25 protein-coding genes are annotated in these 24,644 nt (G+C 45.2%); 3 read left to right on the top strand and 22 right to left on the bottom strand.

Translation table 11 applies throughout. The features are described 5' to 3' along the window. Positions 1-68: 68 nt before the first annotated feature. The 9 genes from recO to rpoE form a co-directional block, all read right to left on the bottom strand. Entirely contained in the window at positions 69-770 is a 702-nt protein-coding gene (gene recO, locus SO_RS06265) for a DNA repair protein RecO (protein WP_011071559.1), read from the bottom strand. Positions 771-824: 54 nt separating this feature from the next. Next, the gene (gene era / locus SO_RS06260) at positions 825-1,844 is read right to left on the bottom strand and encodes a GTPase Era (RefSeq protein ID WP_011071558.1); all 1,020 of its coding nucleotides are present in this window, start codon (positions 1,842-1,844) and stop codon (positions 825-827) included. Further along, the gene (gene rnc, locus SO_RS06255) at positions 1,841-2,521 is read right to left on the bottom strand and encodes a ribonuclease III (RefSeq protein WP_011071557.1); all 681 of its coding nucleotides are present in this window, start codon (positions 2,519-2,521) and stop codon (positions 1,841-1,843) included. The genes era and rnc overlap by 4 nt, the downstream gene beginning before the upstream one ends. 1 nt (position 2,522) lies before the next feature. Next, positions 2,523-3,440: a signal peptidase I gene (gene lepB, locus SO_RS06250; RefSeq protein ID WP_011071556.1), complete on the bottom strand. Its 918-nt coding sequence runs from the start codon at positions 3,438-3,440 to the stop codon at positions 2,523-2,525. A 178-nt stretch (positions 3,441-3,618) separates the two neighbouring features. Further along, on the bottom strand, positions 3,619-5,409 hold the full coding sequence (gene lepA, locus SO_RS06245; RefSeq protein WP_011071555.1) for a translation elongation factor 4: 1,791 nt from the start codon (positions 5,407-5,409) through the stop codon (positions 3,619-3,621). A 167-nt stretch (positions 5,410-5,576) separates the two neighbouring features. Then, positions 5,577-6,050 carry a SoxR reducing system RseC family protein gene (locus SO_RS06240; protein ID WP_011071554.1) on the bottom strand — a complete coding sequence of 158 codons (474 nt, stop codon included), beginning with the start codon at positions 6,048-6,050 and terminating at the stop codon, positions 5,577-5,579. A gap of 11 nt (positions 6,051-6,061) precedes the next feature. Beyond that, positions 6,062-6,994: a MucB/RseB C-terminal domain-containing protein gene (locus SO_RS06235; protein ID WP_011071553.1), complete on the bottom strand. Its 933-nt coding sequence runs from the start codon at positions 6,992-6,994 to the stop codon at positions 6,062-6,064. Between the two features lie 12 nt (positions 6,995-7,006). Continuing rightward, positions 7,007-7,630 carry a sigma-E factor negative regulatory protein RseA gene (locus tag SO_RS06230; RefSeq protein WP_011071552.1) on the bottom strand — a complete coding sequence of 208 codons (624 nt, stop codon included), beginning with the start codon at positions 7,628-7,630 and terminating at the stop codon, positions 7,007-7,009. A 42-nt stretch (positions 7,631-7,672) separates the two neighbouring features. Then, positions 7,673-8,251 (bottom strand): RNA polymerase sigma factor RpoE, encoded by a 579-nt coding sequence (gene rpoE / locus SO_RS06225; RefSeq protein ID WP_011071551.1) that lies wholly within the window; start codon positions 8,249-8,251, stop codon positions 7,673-7,675. A gap of 189 nt (positions 8,252-8,440) precedes the next feature. Here rpoE and nadB point away from each other — a divergent pair, with 189 nt between their 5' ends. Next, positions 8,441-10,054: an L-aspartate oxidase gene (gene nadB / locus SO_RS06220; protein ID WP_011071550.1), complete on the top strand. Its 1,614-nt coding sequence runs from the start codon at positions 8,441-8,443 to the stop codon at positions 10,052-10,054. 81 nt (positions 10,055-10,135) lie between these two features. On the opposite strand, the gene SO_RS06215 is transcribed toward nadB, so the two are convergent. The 10 genes from SO_RS06215 to rppH form a co-directional block, all read right to left on the bottom strand. Further along, a complete protein-coding gene (locus tag SO_RS06215; RefSeq protein ID WP_164925647.1) occupies positions 10,136-10,594 on the bottom strand; it encodes a protein YgfX in 459 nt (152 codons plus the stop codon). After that, positions 10,575-10,823 (bottom strand): FAD assembly factor SdhE, encoded by a 249-nt coding sequence (locus tag SO_RS06210; protein ID WP_011071548.1) that lies wholly within the window; start codon positions 10,821-10,823, stop codon positions 10,575-10,577. The genes SO_RS06215 and SO_RS06210 overlap by 20 nt, the downstream gene beginning before the upstream one ends. 83 nt (positions 10,824-10,906) lie before the next feature. Then, the gene (gene nhaR, locus SO_RS06205; protein WP_011071547.1) at positions 10,907-11,815 is read right to left on the bottom strand and encodes a transcriptional activator NhaR; all 909 of its coding nucleotides are present in this window, start codon (positions 11,813-11,815) and stop codon (positions 10,907-10,909) included. A 94-nt stretch (positions 11,816-11,909) separates the two neighbouring features. Continuing rightward, positions 11,910-12,296 carry a hypothetical protein gene (locus SO_RS06200; RefSeq protein WP_011071546.1) on the bottom strand — a complete coding sequence of 129 codons (387 nt, stop codon included), beginning with the start codon at positions 12,294-12,296 and terminating at the stop codon, positions 11,910-11,912. Between the two features lie 2 nt (positions 12,297-12,298). Beyond that, the gene (gene nhaA / locus SO_RS06195; RefSeq protein ID WP_011071545.1) at positions 12,299-13,468 is read right to left on the bottom strand and encodes a Na+/H+ antiporter NhaA; all 1,170 of its coding nucleotides are present in this window, start codon (positions 13,466-13,468) and stop codon (positions 12,299-12,301) included. 118 nt (positions 13,469-13,586) lie between these two features. Next, positions 13,587-14,381 (bottom strand): thymidylate synthase, encoded by a 795-nt coding sequence (thyA, locus tag SO_RS06190; RefSeq protein WP_011071544.1) that lies wholly within the window; start codon positions 14,379-14,381, stop codon positions 13,587-13,589. Further along, positions 14,381-15,187, bottom strand: a complete 807-nt coding sequence (lgt, locus tag SO_RS06185) for a prolipoprotein diacylglyceryl transferase (protein ID WP_011071543.1) — start codon at positions 15,185-15,187, stop codon at positions 14,381-14,383. The genes thyA and lgt overlap by 1 nt, the downstream gene beginning before the upstream one ends. Positions 15,188-15,232: 45 nt before the next feature. After that, entirely contained in the window at positions 15,233-16,033 is an 801-nt protein-coding gene (locus SO_RS06180) for a sulfite exporter TauE/SafE family protein (RefSeq protein WP_011071542.1), read from the bottom strand. A 59-nt stretch (positions 16,034-16,092) separates the two neighbouring features. Continuing rightward, complete coding sequence (gene ptsP, locus SO_RS06175) at positions 16,093-18,327, bottom strand: phosphoenolpyruvate--protein phosphotransferase (RefSeq protein WP_011071541.1); 2,235 nt, start codon at positions 18,325-18,327, stop codon at positions 16,093-16,095. Between the two features lie 23 nt (positions 18,328-18,350). Further along, entirely contained in the window at positions 18,351-18,875 is a 525-nt protein-coding gene (rppH, locus tag SO_RS06170) for an RNA pyrophosphohydrolase (protein ID WP_011071540.1), read from the bottom strand. Between the two features lie 690 nt (positions 18,876-19,565). Here rppH and mutH point away from each other — a divergent pair. Together mutH and SO_RS06160 are read left to right on the top strand one after the other, a co-directional pair. Then, positions 19,566-20,237 (top strand): DNA mismatch repair endonuclease MutH, encoded by a 672-nt coding sequence (mutH, locus tag SO_RS06165; protein WP_011071539.1) that lies wholly within the window; start codon positions 19,566-19,568, stop codon positions 20,235-20,237. A 123-nt stretch (positions 20,238-20,360) separates the two neighbouring features. Further along, on the top strand, positions 20,361-21,428 hold the full coding sequence (locus SO_RS06160) for an adenylate/guanylate cyclase domain-containing protein (RefSeq protein ID WP_011071538.1): 1,068 nt from the start codon (positions 20,361-20,363) through the stop codon (positions 21,426-21,428). A gap of 25 nt (positions 21,429-21,453) precedes the next feature. Here SO_RS06160 and oxyR read toward each other — a convergent pair whose 3' ends face one another. The 3 genes from oxyR to mnmL form a co-directional block, all read right to left on the bottom strand. Further along, positions 21,454-22,368: a hydrogen peroxide-inducible genes transcriptional activator OxyR gene (oxyR, locus tag SO_RS06155; protein ID WP_011071537.1), complete on the bottom strand. Its 915-nt coding sequence runs from the start codon at positions 22,366-22,368 to the stop codon at positions 21,454-21,456. Positions 22,369-22,585: 217 nt separating this feature from the next. After that, entirely contained in the window at positions 22,586-22,951 is a 366-nt protein-coding gene (locus tag SO_RS06150; RefSeq protein WP_011071536.1) for an Hpt domain-containing protein, read from the bottom strand. A 184-nt stretch (positions 22,952-23,135) separates the two neighbouring features. Further along, positions 23,136-24,065: a tRNA modification radical SAM protein MnmL/YtqA gene (gene mnmL, locus SO_RS06145; RefSeq protein WP_011071535.1), complete on the bottom strand. Its 930-nt coding sequence runs from the start codon at positions 24,063-24,065 to the stop codon at positions 23,136-23,138. Between the last annotated feature and the right edge of the window lie 579 nt (positions 24,066-24,644).

Below are 24,644 nucleotides of genomic sequence, written 5' to 3'. Positions count from 1 at the left end.
TTTGGTAAGGCTAAAATGATATCGCGCCCTATTGTACTGGGGCAGACACTAAAAAACAGGAGCTAAGACTAATTATTCCCATCTACCTTTGAAGCTGCTGCCTGAATAAACAATTGTCGACTCACCAGTGGCTTATTACCGAGCAGAGGTTGCAACATCGAACGCATCAATCGTTTGGCCTCTAAAAACTGCTCTTGCAACAATTGATTATCGTTAAGTGCGGTTAACATCGCCCCTTGATAGGTGTGCTTTGCTCGGCTGTTTAGCACAAATTGAAAGCCAAGTTCTGGCACGAGTTGATAGCAATGCTCAGGGATCAGCGGTTCGCCTTGAGTATCACGGATAAGGGATGGCATAGCACCTAATTCACGCAGCAATGCTAATTCAAGATAACGCAGTTTCGACTCGCAAAACTGTGCCGCTAACCCCACTAAAGCTTGATGATAGATAAAGAATAACGCCTCAGCATTATGCTGAACTGACAAGGTGCGCATCAGCAACTCATTAATATACATGCCCGCATACAGGCTATAACCCGATAAAGGCACGGCTGGAGCCGCCGCTTCAATTTGGCTGATGTTCTTGAGTTCAGATTTACCGCTAAATTCAAAAATCAGCGGCTGAAAGGGTTGGAGGATACTTTTGATGGAGCGTTTACCGCTCCCTACTCGCGCGACGGCATCGACACGCCCAATACCGTCGACCAAGAGATTGACCAGCGCGCTAGACTCCCGATAGGGGCGATGGTGTAAAACATAACCCCGTTTCATCGTTCTACGCGCTCGTTCATGATGAGGCTTGGCCTATCGCTCTATGAGTGACGATTAATCGTCACCATAACCTAGGCTTCGCAGGGCACGTTCATCATCGGCCCAACCGGATTTGACCTTAACCCACACTTCGAGGAACACCTTGTTATCAAACAAGGTTTCCATATCGAGGCGGGCTTGAGTCGCAATGGTACGAATACGCTCACCTTTGCTACCAATCACCATCCGCTTTTGACCTTCGCGCTCAACGAGGATCAGGGCGTTAATTTGGTAAACGCCATTTTCCATCATCTTAAATTGCTCGATTTCAACCGTGGCATCGTAAGGCAATTCATCGCCTAAAAAGCGCATCAGTTTCTCACGCACGATTTCAGAGGCCATAAAACGCTGTGAACGGTCGGTGACATAGTCTTCAGGAAAGAAGAAAGGATTTTCAGGTAAAGACTGCGCCGCCAACTCTAAAATCCGCTTAACATTGGTGCCCTTACTGGCTGAAATCGGCAGGATTTCATCGAAAGGATACTTCTTAGCGACGTCTTCCAAATAAGGGAAAAGCGCTTCTTTATCTTTGATATTATCAACTTTATTGATGGCTAAAACGGTTTTACGCTCTTCACCGCCGCGGCGTAATTTGCTTAACACCATCTCATCATCGGCGGTCCAAGTCATACCATCGACCACAAAAATTACCATAGACACATCGGCTAAAGAGCTTGCCGCGGCACGGTTCATTAAACGGTTAATCGCACGCTGCTCTTCGATATGTAGGCCCGGTGTATCGATAAACACGATCTGACGTGGGCCATCGGTATGAATGCCCATGATGCGATGACGAGTCGTTTGCGGCTTTTTCGAGGTAATACTGATCTTTTGCCCGAGCAAACGGTTAAGCAATGTCGATTTACCTACGTTTGGGCGCCCAATAATGGCCACCATGCCACAGTAGGTTACATCATAGTGCACTGACGGCGCCGCAGCGCTCGCAGCATTCATCCTTGCCAGTAATTCATCTAAGCTCGGCTCATTGCTCGCATTGGCGGCATCGACTGCTGGCAAGTCTGTTTTTTTGGTCATTTCTTCAGTAACTCCAATACTTGAGCGGCGGCAATTTGCTCGGCTTTGCGGCGCGAACTCGCTACACCTATCACGCTTTGGCTCAAGTCATCTATACGACATTCAACAGTGAATGTTTGATCGTGGGCATCGCCTTCTATATTGATTACTTGGTAATCGGGTAGCGGCTTCTTTAACCCTTGTAAATATTCTTGCAGTAAGGTTTTAGCGTCTTTTTGATTAATACCGGGTTGGATCTCAGCCAAACGCTCGGCGTACCAATTAAGCAACAACTGACGGCACACTTCGAGGTCGGAATCTAAGTAAATTGCCCCGATAATCGCCTCGACCGCATCGGCCAGAATCGACTCGCGCCTAAAACCACCACTCTTTAACTCGCCAGGGCCTAAAAATAAATAATCCCCGAGCTTAAATGCTTGAGCAATCAAGGTGAGCGTATCACCGCGTACTAAGGTGGCGCGCATCCGGCTCAAATCACCCTCAGTCGCCTTAGGAAACTGATGATATAAGGCGTCTGAAATCACAATCGATAAAATTGAATCGCCTAAAAACTCTAAACGTTCATTGTGCTTATTTGCCGCACTTCTATGGGTCAACGCTTGGGTTAGAAGGTCAAGATTCTTGAACTCATACCCCAACGTACGACACAGACGAGGCAAATTTTTAATCGGTTCCATACTAGTGAATTCCACCAACACGTTCAAAACGGATACCGCTCGGTAGCCAAGTAGGGAGAAAGTCGGCTTTAGTACGGTCAAACTCAAAACTGATCCAGATAGCAACCGCTTTACCGACAAGATTTTCTTCAGGCACAACCCCCCAGAAACGGCTGTCAGTACTGTTATCACGGTTGTCGCCCATTGCAAAGTAATGGCCTTCAGGAACAAGGAATTCACCCGCGGGTAAATCGCCATCACGCTTGAAGTAACCCAGCATATCCGGACGACTTGGGTTGATTAAAATATCGTGAGCCACTTCACCGAGCTGTTCTTTATAGCGGAGTAAAGGCACACCATCTTGGCTGAAATCACCACGACTCACTTCAGTGCGCGCCACGAGTTCTGGCTCTGGGCACTGGGTTTGCTCTACGCCACAGGCTTTCTGGATCATTAACTGCTTGTTGCGGTAGATAATCCTATCACCCGGTAAGCCCACCACACGCTTGATATAGTCAATCTGAGGATTCTCAGGGTATTTAAAGACAATCACATCACCCCGTTTTGGCTCGCCCGTTTCAATCAGTTTTGTGCGCCAAACGGGATCTTTTAGACCATAACTAAACTTTTCCACCAAAATAAAATCGCCCACTAACAGGGTTGGCATCATAGAACCTGATGGGATTTGGAATGGTTCATAAATAAACGAACGCAGGATGAGCACAAAGGCAATCACAGGAAAGATGGAGTGCGCAGTTTCGACAATGGTCGACTCACGCATGATGCTATACTCTGCTTCCTCGGTTAAACTCGCGTTTGACTCCTTAGCCAAAAGCAGACGGGCAGCGCGTTTAGGCGCAAATACCAGCACATCGACTAACCAGATCAGCCCTGAAATCAGGGTGACTAGCACTAAAATAATGGAAAAATAGGCTGCCATTGCTTATTGAACTCCTGCCTTGAAATGTAAAGATCCAAACTTAGCGAATATTGTGTTTCGACACGCGAACTTTAGTTAACTTACCGTATTTCTTAAAAAACACCACAAAACATACGATAAGCTAAATAAAGCGCCGCAAACTGCGGCGCAATAGTAGCTAAATGGTATTTATCGAGTGTTACTCGTTTAGCTTAAGTACCGCTAAGAATGCCTCCTGTGGCACCTCAACGTTACCGACTTGTTTCATCCGTTTCTTACCCTCTTTTTGTTTATTTAAGAGTTTCTTCTTACGAGAAACGTCACCACCATAACACTTAGCCGTTACGTCTTTACGTAACGCTTTTACGGTAGAACGGGCAATAATTTGGCTACCGACAGCAGCTTGAATCGCGATATCAAACATCTGCCGCGGAATAAGCTCTTTCATCTTCTCAACCAGCGCTAAACCACGGTGACGAATATTCGAACGGTGAATAATCATCGCCAGCGCATCCACACGGTCGCCGTTGATCAGAATATCTAAACGCACCATGTCCGCAGGATCGAAGCGGATAAAGTTGTATTCTAATGACGCATAACCACGGCTAGTTGATTTTAAGCGGTCAAAGAAGTCCATTACCACTTCCGCCATTGGCAGATGGTATGTCACGGCCACTTGGTTACCGTGGTAAACCATGTTCACTTGAGTTCCGCGTTTTTCGATACACAGGGTAATCACGTTACCTAAGTATTCTTTGGGTACTAAAATGTTGGCTTCAACAATCGGCTCACGCATTTCTTCGATGTTGTTAATTGCAGGTAAATCTGCTGGGTTATCAACATAGATGGTTTCACCACTAGTCATTAGCACTTCATAGACTACTGTGGGTGCGGTGGTGATCAGGTCAAGATCATATTCGCGCTCTAACCGTTCTTGAATGATTTCCATGTGGAGCAGGCCTAAATAGCCAATACGGAAACCAAAGCCTAACGCAGATGAACTTTCAGGTTCAAAGAACAATGAGGCATCGTTCAGGCTGAGTTTGTTCAGTGCATCACGGAAGTTTTCATATTCATCGGTAGAAATCGGGAACACACCGGCATAAACCTGTGGCTTCACTTTTTTAAAGCCAGGTAATGGCTTATCGGCACCATTTTTAGCCAGTGTTAAAGTATCACCGACGGGCGCACCGTGAATTTCTTTAATCCCTGCGATAACAAAACCAACTTCACCGGTTTTCAGCTCGGTTTTATCGGTTTGTTTTGGCGTGAAAATACCGACACGATCCGCAGTGTGGTTTTGTCCAGTAGACATCACCTTGAACTTATCGCCTTTCTTCAGCACGCCGTGTTTAATACGCACTAAAGAAACAACGCCTAAGTAACTGTCAAACCAAGAGTCAATAATAAGGGCTTGTAGCGGCGCATCCGGGTTGCCTTCTGGCGGCGGAATTTGCTCGACGATGACTTCTAATACATCATCAATACCCACACCGGTTTTTGCAGAACAACGCACAGCGTTCATCGCATCGATACCAACGATGTCTTCGATCTCGGCGGCAACGCGCTCAGGATCAGCCTGAGGTAAGTCGATTTTGTTCAGAATGGGCACGACGTCTAGATTCATATCCAGCGCGGTGTAACAGTTTGCCAGCGTCTGAGCTTCAACGCCTTGGCCAGCATCAACCACGAGCAGCGCGCCCTCACAGGCCGCTAATGAACGAGATACTTCATAGGAAAAGTCAACGTGACCTGGGGTATCAATAAAGTTGAGTTGGTATATTTCGCCATTTTTGGCTTTATATTCCAACGTAACGCTCTGCGCCTTAATGGTAATACCGCGTTCACGCTCTAGATCCATAGAATCAAGAACTTGGGCATCCATTTCACGGTCGCTTAAACCGCCACAAACCTGAATAAGACGATCTGACAGCGTCGATTTACCATGGTCGATATGGGCAATAATTGAGAAGTTTCTAATGTGTTTCATTATGCTGCTATGACTAATACTGAAAAATGGATACGGTTCAAAGGTGGGAAATTGTACCTGATTGCGGATTCAATACCAATCAGATTCACTCATAGTTCTCTTTATGTCGAAAAATGCAGCCGGCCAAGAGAGTTTACTGTTTAGATGAAGTAGATAACAAGATGAAATTAAACGGGTAATTTCTCTAAACTGATCCCTGCACCTAAATAAGCCAAAATGACAGGTTGCGAATCTACTTCAAGCTGTTTTGCCTTACGTTTTCCAATCAACCACGCAGTGATAGCACCTAAAGCTGCGAACCCTATCGCACTGAGATCAGCATTGATTTGAAATAGACCTGCAAAAAACTGCCCTGATAAGGCGCCCAAAAATAAGCCAAGCAGGGGCATCAAATAAACCAACGCCGCCGCTTTGAGGATCACACTCTCAGGTAGCCCCAGTTTCAGCAGTTCACCAACCTCGCAGGTACGTTCACTTTGAATGGAGAATTGTTGAGTTTTTGAAGAAAAAGCTTGAGCAACTGCAGAAGTGCCGCAAGATTCACTGCTATTGCAACTCTTGCAGGTGCTTTTAAGTTCAACCTCAACGGTGAGCCAACCTTGATTATCGCAAGCGACTACCCTCGCCACTTCTTCCATCATGATGAAATGCCCTATTTTAACATCAAACTTTTTGCGATACGGGCTAAGGTCTCTGTTGGCACTTTACCCACAGCCACCACTTCGGCATTACCGACTTTTTCAGCCACCAAGGACAGACCATTGCGCGTAATTAACTCTTCAGGCAATGGCGTTGACCCAGCCCGAGCAACATAGATAGAAATATTGGCTAAACCGTCGGTTAAGGCAATATATTCAACCGCCTCATGGCTGCCAATCAAACGATGGTGATCACGCACCACCACACTAAAGCCTGCGGGTAGCCAAGAAAACTGCCAATTTTGTCCATCTTGACGTTCAGCCTGATCGATAACCGCGGGCCATTCTTGCTTGTAAGCCTCCTGTAAAATCGATGGCGGCTCGCTAAATTCAATTAATTCAATCACCATTAGTTGTTCAAGCAATTGCTTATCTTGAGTCAACATGTCATATCTGAGCGGCAGGTAAGTGTCCATATCCAGCCAAATTTGGAATCCATATCGGTATTCGTCATTAGGCAATAAACGAATCATTTGCCCAGGGCGCCCCGCAATACGAGTGCGGCCTCCCATCACAAATTGATAGCCGACTTCCAAATCACTCATTTGGGATGAAAAAGCTGCTGGCCATACACCCTGAATATGATTAGAGAGGATACTGTAGGCGGGTTGGTCATGCTCAATAAAGGTCACTCGATTGCCTACACGCACCGCGTTTTTAGGTGGGCCATTGAGGTATTCAAGAAACGCGACTTCTTGATTATTTACTTTACCGTGAAGATAAACCAAAGGCCGAATATGATCGGCCTGAAGTTGTATAATCGATGCTTTGAACTCTTTCTCTTTTAAAGCCTGGCTCATTTTCTCAAGCCAGACTTTAGCAGGCATATCTTCCTGCGCCACCGCAGGAAATACCAAGGCCAATAAAGCCAACAGGATTAGACGCAAGCTAACTCCTTACTACTGATTGACAGGAACGGGAATAACCTCGCTATTGTCTTCTACAACGGCCCCCGTATTCAATCGTTGTTGTAACATATGATCCTGAATATACGTGTTAATTCTACGACGTTGCTCATTCATTTGATCATTGGTGTAGCTCTGATTTTGTTGCACAGGCCCCGTCTGTAAGCTTACAGGGGAAGCACTACCGACTAAAGGACGAGTGATGAGCACAGGCGATGGCGACGTTGCATCATCGGCCGTTTGATTGAAGTTTTGCACACCGACAATGGCAAACATTGCCACGGTTGCTGCAATCGCATACTGACCAAACTGCTTAAATAGCGGCACAACACGGCTTTGGCCTTCATTTACAGCCACTTGCTGCGGAACCGTTGTGACTTCAGGTGCTGTGACTTGAGGCGAGACAATGGCAGGCTCAAGATCAATTGCTGCAGCAATACTTGCACTAAGGTCGAATGCCATAGTCTGGGGTAATTCCCCCCGCATAGCATCACCTATCAAATGATAGTTACGCCACTTATTATGTGAATGCGTATCGGCAGCAAGTTCTGCCATCGTCTGCACATCTGTCTCTCCATCGACAGCGGCTGATACCCATTCTTGACCTAATTTATCCATTGTTCACCTGTCTAAATTTAAGGGTTTTCTTAAAATAAGAATTTACTCTTCCAGCAAAGGCTGGAGCTTTTTATCGATTGCTTCACGGGCGCGAAAGATACGAGATCTTACCGTTCCTACAGGGCAATCCATGATGATGGCAATATCTTCGTAACTCATCCCATCAAGTTCACGCAATGAAATTGCCATACGTAATTCTTCAGGCAATGTTTCTAAAGTTTCGAAAACCACTTTTTTGATTTCGTCCGATAACATTAGTCGCTCTGGGGAGGCAAACTCCTTTAGCGCATCACTGCCTTCGTAATATTCGGCATCCTCAGCATCCACATCATTTGCAGGAGCTCTACGCCCCTGAGACACGAGGTAATTCTTTGCCGTATTAACGGCTATTCGGTACAACCAGGTATAAAACGCACTTTCTCCGCGAAAGTTTGGCAAAGCTCGATAAGCTTTGATAAACGCTTCCTGTGCTACATCAGTAACATCTGCTTGGTTACGCACATAGCGTGAAATCAAGCTAATCACTTTACTCTGATATTTAAGCACTAACAGGTTAAAAGCGTTTTTATCACCCCGTTGTACGCGCTCAACTAATTGTTGATCACTTATTTGTCCACTCATCCGAGCCGACTTCTCCCAAATCTAAAATGCTGATTTCTCAGTCGCTCGAATCATATTCACTTATGTAGACTCGCGTACTTTGAAAAAGTTCTAAAAATTATACAAAAAAAGTAAGGTTAAAAGGAAAGTACCCATAATTCGTCAGTTGGTTTACCATAGATGATACTCTCAGTCATAGCATGATACCCGATGAAACAAGTAGTTGAACACCAATCTGACATATTAGTCATAGGTAGCGGTGCCGCAGGTCTGACACTAGCTTTGCATCTTGCTGAAAAAGCAAACGTAATTCTGCTCTCAAAAGGCCCACTCAGTGAAGGGTCAACATACTACGCCCAGGGCGGTATCGCCTCTGTCTTCGATGAAAGTGACACGATTGAATCCCACGTGGCCGATACATTAGTCGCTGGTGCAGGTTTGTGTGATAAAGACGTGGTGACTTTTACCGCCGAAAATGCCAAGAGTGCAATGCAATGGCTTATCGAATGTGGGGTCGCCTTCGATAAAGAAGAAGCTGCAGGCAATAATCCCAAGGATGCACCTTATCACCTTACGCGTGAAGGCGGTCATAGCCATAGACGCATTCTGCATGCTGCGGATGCGACAGGCAAAGAGGTACAAACTACGCTACAAGAACGTGCCCTCGACCACCCAAATATCCAAGTTTTAGAGCGCTATAACGCCATCGACCTTATCACCACTCGCAAGTTAAACCGCCCTGGTAATCGCGTATTAGGTGCCTATGTGTGGAACCGTAATGCTGAGCAGGTGGAAACGATCAAGGCTAAATTTGTCGCCTTAGCCACTGGTGGTAGCTCCAAGGTTTACCAGTATACTTCCAATCCCGATGTCGCTAGCGGTGATGGTATTGCGATGGCTTGGCGTGCAGGTTGCCGCGTTGCCAATATGGAATTCAATCAATTTCATCCAACCTGTCTTTACCATGCCGATGCGCGCAATTTCCTGCTGACCGAAGCATTGCGCGGTGAAGGTGCTTATTTACGTCGCCCTGATGGCAGCCGCTTTATGCCAGACTTTGATGAACGCGCTGAGTTAGCACCTCGAGACATCGTTGCCCGCGCCATCGACTATGAGATGAAACGTCTCGGTGCAGATTGTGTGTATCTGGATATCAGCCATAAAGATGCTGACTTTGTGATGAAGCATTTCCCGACCATTTACAGTCGCTGCTTAGAACTCGGTATCGATATTACTAAGGACGCCATTCCAGTGGTTCCCGCTGCCCACTATACCTGCGGTGGCGTCATGACTGACCTACATGGTCAAACCGATCTCAATGGTCTTTATGCCATTGGTGAAGTTGCTTATACTGGCTTACATGGCGCCAATCGCCTTGCCAGTAACTCACTGCTTGAGTGTCTCGTGTTTGCCCGTGCAGCCTCTGAAGATATTGAGAGCCAACTACACAAGATCCCATTACCCGGGCTCATTCCTGCATGGGATGAGAGTAAAGTCTCCAACTCGGATGAAGAAGTGGTTATTGCCCACAATTGGCACGAACTGCGCCTGTTTATGTGGGACTATGTGGGTATCGTTCGCTCAGATAAGCGTTTGGAGCGCGCGCTACGCCGCTGCTTGATGTTACAGCAAGAAATCCAAGAGTATTACAGCAACTTCAGAGTCAGTAATAATTTGCTTGAACTGCGTAACTTAGTGCAAGTGGCGGAACTGATTATCCGCTGCGCGATGGATCGCAAAGAAAGCCGTGGCCTGCACTACAATATTGATCATCCTGAAAAGTTAGATTCACCGCTACCGACCATTTTGCAACCTGAAAAATAAGCTTGTCGCTTAACTTAAGCAGGTAACGCGGGCTAAATCTTACCCAGATTTAGCCCGCGTTACTTTGATGACGGCAAGTTTTCAAATCCGAGCACACCGATTAGGGATTAGCGTTTGGACTCGATAGTTATTTTTCGCTTTGAATAATAGACGACATAAATGGCGATAGTCATCATCACTAAACATGTCTGCCCAAAGGGGTAAAAGATGCACCTTATCGCCAGATTCATAGTAAACAAGGCAGATAAAAGGCGTTATCCAAGTTCGCGATAATACGCGAAAATCCTCGCCAGTAGATAACCATCCCCCCCCTTTGCCATTGAGTTCAAAACGGCAAGACCATGTCCTCAGCCGCCATAGCTGATAACTCAAAAAGCTCACCACCAATAGGGCAAATACCAACTTAAGCCCAAACCATAATGGGTGTTCAGACTGTGGCCAAATAAGTAAAGAACTAACGCAAACACAAACAAAAACGACCAACGACAGTCGTTGGTCGAAGGAGGCTTTTACACTAAAACTATGGCGCCGCTCGTCCACGGACTTGCACTACCATACGGGCAAGCTCAGGATCTGGGCATACTTCATGGCCCATAAACCATGCAAATAATTCAGGATCTTCACACTCAAGCAAACGAATAAACAAGACTTTATCTTCATCTGACAAGTCCTGATAAACGTTGTCAACGAAAGGCTGGAACAACACGTCCAATTCGAGCATTCCGCGGCGGCATGCCCAGCGGACCCGAGCAATATTCATTAACTCCAAGTTAATTTCTCCCAAAACAAAATTCGCCTTAGTCTACCAGTTCAGTCAGTTGAGTGTCGATGCGAGTAGCGTGGAAACTCAGTTTAACACTGCTGCACTTGGGTATCTAATCCAGCAAATAAATCACTAAAATCAGTTTCTAACAGGCGCTTAACCGCAGGATGCTGGATCATTCGCTCGGCAAACATCACATGGTATTCTTCTTTCACATCGAGTGTTTCACCGAGTAAATGCATACCATGGGAAACCACTTCTTGCGGATAAACCGAAGGCGTTACAAAGATCCCACGTTTAAGGTAGCCAAAAGCCTTCATCATGGCCGCATCGTCAAACTCACCTAAAATACTCACGTTGAGATTTTGCTCATCAAACCAACGATATAATTGCTGACCGAGCGAAGTTCTGCGGCCAGGGATCAATAGTTGGCCTTGCTCTAAACAGGCGGGAAAATCCGCGCTATAAGTTTCAGCGGAAAAGAAACTCACGCCACACTCACCCAGTTTTTTCGATAGAATTTCGGGATATTTAAGCGACTCACCCGCACAATCGGAGAGGATCATATCCAGTTTATGCTCGCGTAAACGGGACATTAAGCTTTCGTGAGTCGCTTCATAACAGGCAAGGTGCATGGAACCATCATTAGGCACAACCGAGAGCAACACTCGGCTTGATAAAGCTTTTGATAACGCATCGGCAATTCCGACCTCAAATAGAATGGCATTATCTTTTTGATAATTAAGCAAATCAAGCATCTCATAACTTAAGGAAAACATCCTATCGGCATAGCGAAAGACGAGTTCTCCAAGCTCAGTGGCCTCTAGGTTACGTCCGACACGTTTAAATAAACTGCCGTTTAGCCTGTCTTCTAAGGCACGAATTTGACCGGTAATGGTTTGGGGAGTCAAATAAAGGGCTTCTGCCGCCTTAGCCACAGAGCCCTTCTTCTTGATCATCCAAAAGTAGTAGAGATGGTTGTAATTGAGATGCAGCATCGCCAATGAGCTTCCTATTAGGGATGCCACAGCCATTGATGCTGTGGCAAATCGGGTAGCAATGACTCAGCTTAACAATAATGAGTCAATACTTCTATTTTAAACGCTGGCAATCCAATAAGTTAACCACTATCCCTTGAAGTTGCTCTAAATCTGCGGCTGTGCCAGTGCTAACCGCTTCCGTTACCCCTGAAACGAGACTGTCACGGTCAGGGATACGACTAGCACAATAAGTGCGGTTTGCCTCTTGGAAACGTTTTCCGCCTCGGTACTTTAATGCCCGAGACTCATAGCCATTGGTTTCAAGCCTTGCGCCTAATGCTTCAGGTTTAAACATCAATGCCCCATCGACGATTCCCTCAAGGTAGCTTTGGCAGGTTTGTGATGTGACATCCTTGTTACAGGCATCAATTTGCGTCGACATGGCGCTTGAAGAGAATGTAAACAATGCTGCAATTCCTACCAATTTCATATTTATCATAGTTATACTCCTTTTTTAGGTAACACTTTTGATAACCAGAAATACCCGATTAAGGCCGCAAAAATTGAGCCCATTAAGGTGCCTAGGCGTGCTAAATCACCAAACATAGGGTCTGCCTGCTCAAATGCCAACGAAGCAATAAACATTGACATGGTAAAACCGATACCACACATCGCTGCCACTGGCGCAATTTGTTTCCAACCAATACCATCAGGCAATTGTGCTAACTTAAGTTTGACGGCGACAAAACTAAACAACATCACACCAATCGGCTTACCTAGCATGAGTCCCAATGCAATCCCCACTGGTACAGGGGACATTAGCGTATCTAAACTCATGTTTCCTAAAGCGACCCCAGCATTGGCGAAGGCGAACACTGGCAGGATCAGGAAAGTGCTCCAAGGATGCAAACTATGCTCTAAATGCTCAGAAGGCGAACTGCCATCTTTTGCTCGCAGAGGAATACAGAAAGCAATAATGACACCCGCTAATGTGGCATGCACACCAGACTTAAGTACAGCCACCCACAGAATTAGTCCGAGTACTCCATAAGGGGCTAATGAGGTCACGCCCTTGCGGTTTAAGGCAACCAAACCAACAATCGCAATGCTGGCAATAATTAAGCTAACGGTTGATAGATCACTGCTGTAGAAAAGCGCGATAATCACAATAACGCCTAAATCGTCAATGATGGCTAACGCCAGCAGGAAAACCTTTAACGCCACAGGCACGCGGCTACCCAGTAAAGCCATGATCCCCAAAGCAAAAGCAATATCTGTCGCAGCTGGGATTGCCCAACCTGCTTGTGTGATAGGATCGCCATAGTTAAATAACAGGTAAATACCCGCTGGCACTAACATGCCACCAATGGCTGCGAAGGTTGGCAATGAGGCCTGAGCCACACTCGATAGTGCCCCTTCCAATAGCTCACGTTTAACTTCTAAACCAATCAGCAAGAAAAACAATGCCATCAAACCATCGTTAATCCACAACAACAATGGCTTATGCAGATCGAGCGCGCCAACTCGTACTTGAACTTCAGTACCGAGAAAACCTTGATAGAATCCAGCCAGAGGAGAATTCGCCATTAACATGGCAAAGGCCACGGCAATTAATAAGAGGATGCCACCTGCCGACTCTTGGCTCAAAAAATTTCTAATTGCTTTTTCCATCTTGCACTCCCAAAAAATCACGATGGATTGAGTGTAGACGAAGAAAATAAGCAAGTATAATCGTTAGTTTCGAGACAACACCTCGGCTATTCCGAGGTGTTTGTCGATAAAATCGCCGTTAAACGGCGACAGGCGCTTTGATATGTGGGTGAGGATCGTAGTTGCTCAATGCAAAATCGTCGAATTGATAATCAAAAATCGAGGCAGGTTTACGCAGAATGGTCATCGTCGGTAAGGGTCTAGGCTCGCGGCTCAACTGCAACGCTGTTTGCTCCATGTGGTTGGAATACAAGTGGGTATCCCCCCCCGTCCAAACAAAGTCACCTAAAGCTAAGTCGCATTGTTGCGCCACCATCATGGTCAATAGTGCATAGCTGGCGATATTAAAGGGCAACCCTAAAAACACATCACAACTACGCTGGTACAGCTGACAGGATAATTTGCCATCAGCAACATAGAATTGGAAAAACGCATGGCAAGGAGCCAGAGCCATTTTATCCAACTCACCAACGTTCCAAGCCGATACGATCAAACGACGCGAGTCAGGTTGCGATTTAATTTGCGCAATAACCTGCGAAATTTGATCGATAGCCTCACCACTTTGGGTCGGCCAGCTGCGCCATTGCGCACCATACACAGGGCCCAAATCGCCGTTTTCATCGGCCCATTCATCCCAAATACTGACTTTATTGTCACGCAGATAAGCAATATTGGTATCGCCCTTTAGGAACCACAACAGCTCATGAATGATGGAGCGCATATGGCACTTTTTCGTGGTGACTAAAGGAAAACCCTTACTCAAATCGAAACGCATTTGATAACCAAAAACCGAGCGAGTACCCGTACCTGTTCGGTCTGATTTATCCACACCTTCGGCTAAGATGTGTTTCATTAAGTCTAAATACTGTTGCATTACTGCTTACCCTCTGGACGAAGAATTAAATATAAACCGAAGAGGATCATCGGCACCGAGAGGATCTGTCCCATTGTCATCAAGCCCCAATAGAGGCCTAACTGCGCGTCAGGTTGTCTTACGGTTTCGACAATTACGCGGAAAATGCCGTATCCGAGTAGGAACATGCCCGACACAGCGCCGACTTTCTTCGTACGCTTACTGAACCAATAGAGAAGTAGGAATAAAGCAACACCTTCAAGGGCAAATTGATAGAGTTGTGATGGATGGCGTGGCTCAGGACCACCGCTTGGGAACACCATAGCCCAAGGAACATCGGTAACGCGCCCCCATAACTCACCATTAATAAAGTTACCGATACGACCCGCTCCTAACCCAATAGGCACAACAGGAGCCACCATATCCGCTACGGCAAAAAAGGTGCGCTTTTGCTTCCATGTGATATAAATCATGGCGGTAATCACCCCTATCAAACCGCCATGGAAGGACATACCACCCTCTGAAATTTTGAACAAATACATTGGGCTAGCAAGAAAGTAATCAAAATGATAAAAGAGTACATAGCCAATGCGGCCACCCAATATCACCCCTAAAAAGCCATAAAACAGTAAATCAGAAACCTGTTCTCTGGACCATAAACCATTAGACCGATCAGCTTGGCGATTGAGTAACCACATCGCCGCTACAAAACCCACTAAGTATGTAAATCCGTACCATCGCAGGGCGGGTTCAAAGGTTTGTCCAAAAATATCAAAGGGACCAAACTTTACGATCACAGGATCGATATTGGGAAAATTCAATGCCATAACTTATCCATCAACAGCCTCAAATTGAGGGCTAAATACTAAAAATCAGCTCAGAATTAATTTGAGGCCGACACAAAGGAGCAAAAGTGCAAATATCTTTTTAAGTACAGGTGTTGGCCAAGTGCTCGCCGCTTTTACGCCCACGGGCGCCATCAAGACAGAAGTGATAACTAAACCAAACAATGCAGGTAAATAGATATAGCCTAAGGTACCATAAGGCAACTCAGGGGCATTCATTCCTGCAATAATATAGCCGAAACTGCCAGAAAGAGAGATTAAGAAGCCCATCGCAGCAGAAAAACCCACGGCTTGACGCATCTGTAAACCATAAAAAGTCAAAAATGGCACTATCAGTATACCGCCACCTATCCCTGTCAAACCGGCCAAAACCGCAACCAAAGCCGATACAACAAAAAGCACTACTGAATTAGGTAATTGACGATTTGATTCGGCCTTAACGGGATAAGCCATTTGAATTGTCATTAAAATCACAAAGATGGCAAAACCTTTCTGTAAAGTATCAGCGGGAATACGCTCAGCAATAAAACCTGAAGCCAGCGCGCCTATAATCAGGCCCGGTAACATTGATTTGAATAAATCCCAAGGCACATTACCGCGCTTATGGTGGGCACGTGCCGACGAAATAGAAGTGAGAATAATGGCGGCTAGCGAAGTGGCAATCGCAATATGGGGGAGCTGAGTAGAGCTAATACCGACCGATGGCAAAATATAAAGCAGTGCTGGCACCACAATCAAGCCGCCACCGATACCTAATAATCCTGCCATAAAGCCAACAAATGCACCTAAAGCCAAACAAATAAAGAACACCAACAACAAACTATCCACACGAGTACCTAGAGCGTGATAAATTGAGGGCCTTAGCTTAAAGCAAAACATGGCATTAGTTAATTAAGAATTGTTACAAGACCCTGCAGGGTCAAATATTCTTTAACCAGCTCACGCACTTGGAAACCGTTTGACAAACTCAAGGCCTGCGCCAATAGCTGTGCTAAATCCTCGCCAGAAACGCGGCGCAATAGATAATTAATCCGTGCTAAACTGCCCTGATTCATACTTAATTGGTGGTATCCCATAGCGACCAGCAAAATAGCTCCCATGGGTTCGCCAGCTAATTCACCACAAATACTGATATCAAGATGGTGATACTCACAATCTAATCTTGCCTGATGTAAAGCCCGCAAAATTCCAGGATGATAGCTATCAAATAATGAACTGACCCGCGGATTATTGCGATCAACCGCGAGTAAATATTGGGTCAAATCGTTACTGCCAACTGACACAAAATCCACCCTCTTTGCCACTTCGTCTAACTGATATAGCATTGCGGGCACTTCGAGCATGATGCCAATGCGCGGCATTTTGATGTTGCTATTCACATCATTTTTGAGTTCAACATGGGCCTGCTCTAAATAGGCTAACGCTTGATCAATTTCATCTAGGTTACTAACCATCGGCAATAAAATACTTAACTGCTTGCCCTCGGCGCCAGCCTGCAACATAGCTCTTAACTGCACAAGAAACAATTCAGGATGATCAAGCGACAATCGAATGCCACGCCAACCGAGGAAAGGGTTATCTTCTTTAATCGGAAAGTAAGGTAGAGGCTTATCACCACCAACATCGAGGGTTCGCATCACGACAGGGCGACCTGAAGCCGCGGAGAGTACCTGCTGATAAACCTTGACCTGCTCAGATTCACTCGGAAAACGCTGCTGCAACATAAAGGGGATTTCGGTGCGATAGAGCCCGATACCATCGGCGCCTTCAGCGATTTCCGAGGCAACGCCACTGAGCAGACCCGCATTGAGATATAAACGTATTCGCTTACCATCAAGCATCACTGAGGGTAACGTTAACTCCTGTGCATATTGGCGCTGCAACGCCTTCTGCGCCGAGATAAGACTGCGATATTCGCTGACAATGGCGGGCGATGGCGACACCATAAGTTGCCCACGACTGGCATTGACGACTAACAGCTTTTGATCAATATCGGCGGAAAGTAGTTGTTCAACCCCTGTAATCGCAGGTACGCCAAGTGCCCGAGCTAAAATCGCCGCATGGGAGTTTACCCCGCCGAGCTCAGTCACAATCCCCGCTAATTTTTGCCGTGGAAACTCAGCCAACATCGTAGCATCGGCCTCTTTGGTCACTAAAATAACCGGCTTATCGGGTTCGAGCTCTAATCGCTCAGGCTCAATTAATTGCCTTAATACCTTTTGCCCAAGATCTCGGATATCACTCGCCCGCTCTTTAAGATAAGGGTCTTCCATTGCTAAAAACTGTTGAATATAACGCAGCGAAACCCGGCTCACCGCAGATTCGGCTTCCCAGCCGAGTAACACCTCACGGGCATATTCTCCCCCTAGGCTGGCATCGTCGAGCAGCAGTTGTAATGCATTGAATATAGAGGCGACTTCTTCATCCTGCTCACGGTCAAAACGCTGAGATAATGCACCTATAGCCTCTTTACAACGCCCCATCGCAGCGACTAATCGGTTAGATTCTAAGACGATATCTTCACAACGAATATCGGGTTGCTCAAGGGATATTTCGCCCCCTAAGACGAAAGCATGCGCAATTGCGATACCACTGGATGCAGAGGTACCTTGAAATAAAATCTGTTGATGGAGTGAACTGACCTGTGCTTTTTGCTTTAATCCCCGAATTGCCATCGCTAACTGTGCAGCGAGGGTCATTAAAAAGGCTTCTTCCCCTTCGCTAAATTGCCGTGCACTGGCCTGCTGCACCACAATCACACCCACAACGGCTTTTTGATAAATGATCGGAACGGCTAAAAAGGCACGATATTCTTCTTCGGCGACCTCAGGAAAAAGCTTAAAGCGTGGGTGCAAACGCGCATCCGCTAAATTCACCGCCTCTTCGCGCTCGGCGGCTAAGCCGACCAATCCCTGCGTTAACGGCATACGTACTCGACCCACAGCGCTCTTTTCCAGGCCATCGGTTGCCGATAAAACGAGTTCTTGCTGCTCTAGGATATAAACTGAACAACATTGGGTTTCCATCGCAGCTTTGGTCGATGAAACAAGGACTTCTAATGCGGTTTCTAAGCTGTGGGCAGAAGCCACAGCTTGAGTAATATCCCTAAGCGTATTTAACACTGTTTTCAATCCTCTTTTGAAAATCAGCCCGTAGTCTTTTGCCTTACCCGCTTCTTCGGAATTTCTTGGGTTTGGAATGACAATGCCGTTACCGCAAATTCTTTCATGACCTTACGATAAACATCACGCTTAAATGAGACAACCTGCCTCACTGGATACCAATAACTTACCCAGCGCCAATCGTCAAACTCAGGATGGCCTGAAGAACTTAAATTAATCGCACTATCTTGGCTTTTGAGTTGTAACAGAAACCACTTTTGCTTTTGGCCAATACACACGGGCTTACTGTCCTGTCTCACTAATCGTTTAGGTAAACGATACCTCAGCCAAGAACGCGTCGAGGTTAATACAGTGACATGCTCGGGTCTTAAACCAACTTCCTCATACAATTCACGGTACATCGCCTCTTCTGCCGATTCACCATCATCGACTCCCCCCTGAGGAAACTGCCATGAATGTTGTCCGAAACGCCTGGCCCACATGACTTGGCCGTATCTGTTACAAATTATTATGCCCACATTTGCGCGAAAGCCGTCGCTATCAATCACATGGACTCCAAATAAGGATAAATTTTAATAAACCGATTGTTTCACAAAGCCCGTCTCGCGGCAAACCTCTATTTTCAGCTAATCTTTGGATAAATACTTTCAACTTACTACTTTATCAACAATTGTTCGCCATTAAGCTGGGGGATATCCACATTTTCTGTGGATATCTCTGTTTGAAACTAGGACAAACTCGGTATATCGCTCAAAAAACATCAAACAGGTTAAGCGACAAAATCTCAAGAGAAACTATAAAAATACTTAATAATCATATCAATAGATAAATATTGTTTATCATATTTTCCACCCAACAAATAAAAGCTCACTTTTTAACCTAATACAAACTCTGTAATTTCCCCCCTGCGAAACTGAAATGTTATACACAAAACACACCCAAAATTACCCACATTAGCGTGAAAAAATGCGACTTTTCACCATTGACTCAAGCTTTTTATTAAGTTAAAGACACCGCTGTTGTGAGTTATCCATAATATCTGTGGATAAATATGTGAGAAACGCAAGGGAAAGCCGAGAGTAACTTTGAACACTTTTAATAACACTCGTTCAGAACCCAGATAAACCATTAAAGATCAAAAACTTAATAACATTAGTAGGGAGGTTAACTTATTCATTTTCAAGTGTTCATTTTTTAACCTTGGTTGCTAAGCGCCCATTTTCCAGTAAAATTCTCCTATGAAATCTATTATTCCCCCTCAAAATCTGAGCGAATTGCTCAAACGCGCTAATATGATGGCAGGCATTTCTTTGGCGCAAATTGCCACTCATCGCGGTATTAATGTCCCCAACAACCTAAAACGCGATAAAGGTTGGGTTGGGCAACTCATTGAAATGGAATTAGGTGCCACGGCAGGTTCCAAACCTGAGCAGGATTTTCTTCATCTTGGCGTTGAGCTAAAAACGATTCCCATTGATAACCATGGCAAGCCACTAGAAACCACTTATGTATGTGTCGCGCCACTGACCAACATCGAAGGGTTAACCTGGCAAAACAGCTTAGTGTGTCACAAGTTGCAGCGAGTATTGTGGGTACCTGTAGAGGGTGAGCGGCATATTCCAGTGGGAGAGCGCCGCATTGGCACGCCCACACTGTGGGAACCAGACCCGCAGGAGCAAGCATTACTGCAACAGGATTGGGAAGAAATCATGGAATTGATTGCCCTCGGTAAAGTAGAAAAACTCACAGCAAGGCATGGGGAAGTTCTCCAATTACGACCCAAAGCCGCGAATAGTAAGGCGATGACTCACAGCATTTCAGAGGATGGTAGCTTAAAAATGACTAATCCTCGGGGCTTTTATCTAAAAACCGCTTTTACAGCAATGATATTAAATAAGGTATTTGGTTAAATTTTCGTAGCTATATACCGTTGTATTGATCCAGATCACAAATATCACTGGCACTCTACTGATGATTTTCTATAAACTACGGCATCCTGAAATATATAGCCGTATTCGGATACAAAACCCGTTGTGAGAGCACGTAGACAAGCGAAAAAACTCCTTTTTGCGATATTAGCTTGGGCGATAGCCATGGCGGCATTCGTGTTTTTTCGATATGCCCAATCGCCAGAACTGCCGCAATGGGCGGTAGGCTCTGCTGATCTCGCGACACTGGCCATCTATATGGGCATTATTTTTGGCAGCTTACATTGGATGTCCAATCTGATTGCTGACTTTAGCGCCATCAATCGTCTTCCTTATATATTCTCAGTGATTTTTAAAGGTTTGTTCCTGTTGTTAGGGGCAACGACCTTAGCCTATATGACTCAATTCCTAAATATGTGGGCTATTGAAAATCACATGTCGACCCTAAGGCAAATGCTTACGGCGCATATCCTCTATAGTCCCTCATTCCAAGCGTTGATTGTTTATTTAGTGGTCGTGCGAGTGAGCTTAGCCTTTGTCGAACAGATGGGGCTGTTGGTTGGGCCACGTATTTTGCTCAATATTGGTTTAGGCAAATACCATAAGCCAAGATACGAACAGCGTTTATTCCTATATTTAGATATGGTTGCCTCGACTACCCACGCCGAATCCCTCGGCGATTATCGTTTTAGCCGCTTGATCCAAGACAGTTTTAGCTTACTGTCAGATACGGTGAGCAATAACGAAGCCGAGATTTATCGTTACATGGGCGATGCAGTGTTAATCCACTGGCCCTTAGAGGAAGGTGTCGTGCACGACCGCTGCATGAATATCTATTTTGAATTTAGCCAGCAATTAAATTGGCAAAGACGTTATTTCGAAGAACACTATGGTTTTGTGCCTAAATTTAAAGCGGCAGCCCACTGTGGACAAGTGGTTGCTGCGGTTGTTGGTGTACAAAAACAAGAAATTAGCTTCTTTAGTGATGTACTCAATACCTTAGCTAGACTCCAAGATCAATGTAACCCGATGGGGCAACGTATGCTGATCTCAGGCGCCTTAGCGGGACGACTCGATAACCCAGACAGTGCATATCGACTCACGAATTTGGGCCCGATTAAATTAAAAGGGAAACAACACTCGATTGAAGTGTTCGGTGTTTCCCCTTTATAAGACTCACAACAGGCAAAATACTCAGTTATTGTGCCGTTTCATTCGTTAACAATTTTTGGATCAATAAACCTAGCGTACGGAAAGTCAAAATCCGGCTGGTCGTTTGTCGCCAAACTAAACCGATATCGCGATATGGCGCTTCACCAGGGGGAGTCATCACCACCAGATCAGTATCATTTAAGATCCCAGCATCAATCGCCATTTGTGGTAAAAACGTCGTCCCCAGTTTACTGTTGACCATTTGCACTAAGGTATGCAGACTCGTCGCCGCAAACGGATTCACCTTCGCACTGTCACCGAGCTGACACGCGGTAATCGCATGGCCAGTAATACAATGCTCACTCTGCAACAGAAAGATACTTTCATCGGGTAATGTCTGATAATCGATAGGCTGATGGATGCCACCCACTAAATCTTTATGGATCACCATCTTAAAGGGATCGATTCCGACCTTCATGCTGTGGTAACCACTAGTATCAACGGGTAAAGCTAGAATAAGTAAATCTAACTCCCCTTTACCTAAGGCATCGAGTAAACGTTCCGTCGTATCCTCTTTGAGTAACAAACTCATCTCAGGGTACGCCTGCTGACATTGTTTAACGACTCGGCTGAGTAGAAACGGCGCAATGGTAGGAATACAACCCAAGCGGATATCACCTGTCATCGGTTCGCCTTGGTTTTTGACCAGTTCAACTAAATCGTCGACATCCGTAAGGATTTTACGGGAACGCTGTACGACTTCTTCACCGATAGCAGTGAACATAAAAGACTTATGGTCACGTTCAATCAACTGATGACCAAGCTGCTCTTCAAGATTCTGGATCCCGCTCGACAATGTGGATTGACTGACAAAGCACACCTTAGCGGCGCGGTTAAAATTCTGCTCTTGGTGAAGGTTCACCAAATAGTAAAGATTCTTGAGGCTAGGTAAATTTTTCATTTTATCGATTGCCACTAAGGTTATGGATTAAAAAATTTAATCAACTCTACCATAAGTTATCAACTAAAACGCGGCTTAATTGCTCAATTGTGTGAGCAAAATCGATTTTCAACCAAAGGAAAATACTGAAAGCAGATGGGAAAAAACAAAAAGATGGAGTAATGCGTGTAACAATGATTATCGAGGTGCAACCTAAGCTGCACCTCAGCGAAACAAATTAGGCTTTAGCCTGTAAGAATTGCTTTAACTGCTGCAGATCCGCACTTGCAAATTCAACAATTTGCGCCACCCACGTCGCGTGTTTTGACTCCCAGTCAGCCTCTTCACCATGCTGCAATAATTGGGCAATTTGCTGGATACGTTTTAAACCCACAGAACCCGCCGCACCTTTAAATTTATGGGCTTCCGAGCATAAAGTGTCCTTATCGGCAGCTTCGTTAGCCTTTACTAGATTCCCAACATATTCAGGCATTAATTGCTCAAATAATACCACGCTCTTTAGTAGAGTACCGGCACCAATTGCGCTGCAGTACTGTTCTAATGTATTGAGATCTAGGATTGTCTCTAATTCAACTGTGGCCATCGAGGCCTCCCTTAAGTAGTCCAATGCTTAAAACAAGATTCTGACATGATACCCAGTAAAATTGTCAGTGCAACTTATAGCAGCATTTGTGGTCATAAGAAGTTTGTTTTACGAAAAATCAACTATTTCAATTACTCTCAGCGATAAAACGTTACCAAATCAACCGATTTAGCAAGTAAGGCTATTATGGTCGCGCTAATGCCGTCCCTTGTCCACCATTACGCGCAAGATCCTCCACAATCGCCACTAAGCCATTCCAACGATAACCGCACCAGTCAGGCGCAAGCAGAATAGGCTTTTTGGCATAAGCGGTGACTCGGTGGAAAATGATTTCCTTAGGGGTATGGCGAATAAGCTCGCCAGCACTGGCGGCATAAGCTTCCATAGTGAGCAAAGGCAAACGTCCAGCGCGCCAAACTTTAGCCATAGTACTACCTTCAACCACATGTAAAGGATGTAGCTTTAAACCATCCACGCCCTGCGCGAGCACCGCTTGCAAGGTCGCCATATAATCGAGCGGTGTTTCCCCTGGTAAACCTAGAATCAAATGGGTACACACCTTTAAACCGCGGCTTCTCGCCCGCGAAACAGTATCGCAGTAACAGGCAAAATTATGCCCGCGGTTAATATGATGAAGTGTCTTATCGTTGGCGGTCTGCAAGCCCAGCTCTAACCATACATCGACTCCTTTGTGCTGATAACTCGCTAATAAATCCAGCACGTTGTCAGGCACACAATCGGGACGAGTTCCTACACACAGGCCCACAATTTCACTGTCTTTGACTGCTTCATCATATTTGGACATCAGCACTTGATATTCATCGTACGTACTCGTATACGCCTGAAAATAAGCGATAAATTTATCCGCATTGAGTTTAGGTTTTGCTTCTTTATAACGGGCTTTCCCCTGCTGTAGCTGCTCACTGATGCTTAATGTTTCCTTTTGCTGATAACTAAAGGAAGCTACATTGCAAAAAGTACATCCTCCCCGTCCTAAGGTGCCATCACGGTTAGGACAAGTGAATTTGGCATCGATAGTCAGCTTGCGTAATCGCTCGCCATATTTAGCCTTACAAACAGCACCAAATGTGTTTACGTATGCATCGAGCCCCATTAGCTCGCCCGCCAAATTTCATGTCGTTTCATTAAAAATAACCAAGATAAAATCACAAAAAAGAAGGAATAATGGTATGTACATAGATGAAAAAACTCATGATAAACAAAGTGGGCACTCTTTTCTTGGTGGTAAATCAAACTCCGATAATATTCACCACATCCCAGCTCATAAACCTAGCCCTCCCTCACAGTGTCTTTACATTCCGTGATTCCACTCACAACCAAAAAGAATAACAATTCACTTATTTTATATTTTTATACACTCACTGTATTTGCAATAAAAATCACTATTTCTAAATCAAAAACAATCCACATTGATGTTACATCTTAGTGATCTCCGAGTTCTTTATTTTTTAAAATTCTTTTTATTCATAATGTTATACATAACATTAATCAGTTGACGTTAACGTCAAGTAATTATATTTTGTGTATGAAACATGAATTAATACCCATATTTTATGCAAAATTTTGGTTTGACCTTTGGTTGATCTCAGGATAATTTGGGTGGTTCGGGTGCATATCTATAGAAAGTCTTTACATTTCTCCCGAGTAGTAATTTCGTTGAGGTCAAGGGAGG

This window comes from Shewanella oneidensis MR-1 (genome assembly GCF_000146165.2).
Taxonomy (GTDB): Bacteria; Pseudomonadota; Gammaproteobacteria; order Enterobacterales; family Shewanellaceae; genus Shewanella; species Shewanella oneidensis.
Note: the sequence above shows the minus strand (reverse complement) of the source record. Positions and strands in the feature narration are given on the sequence as shown.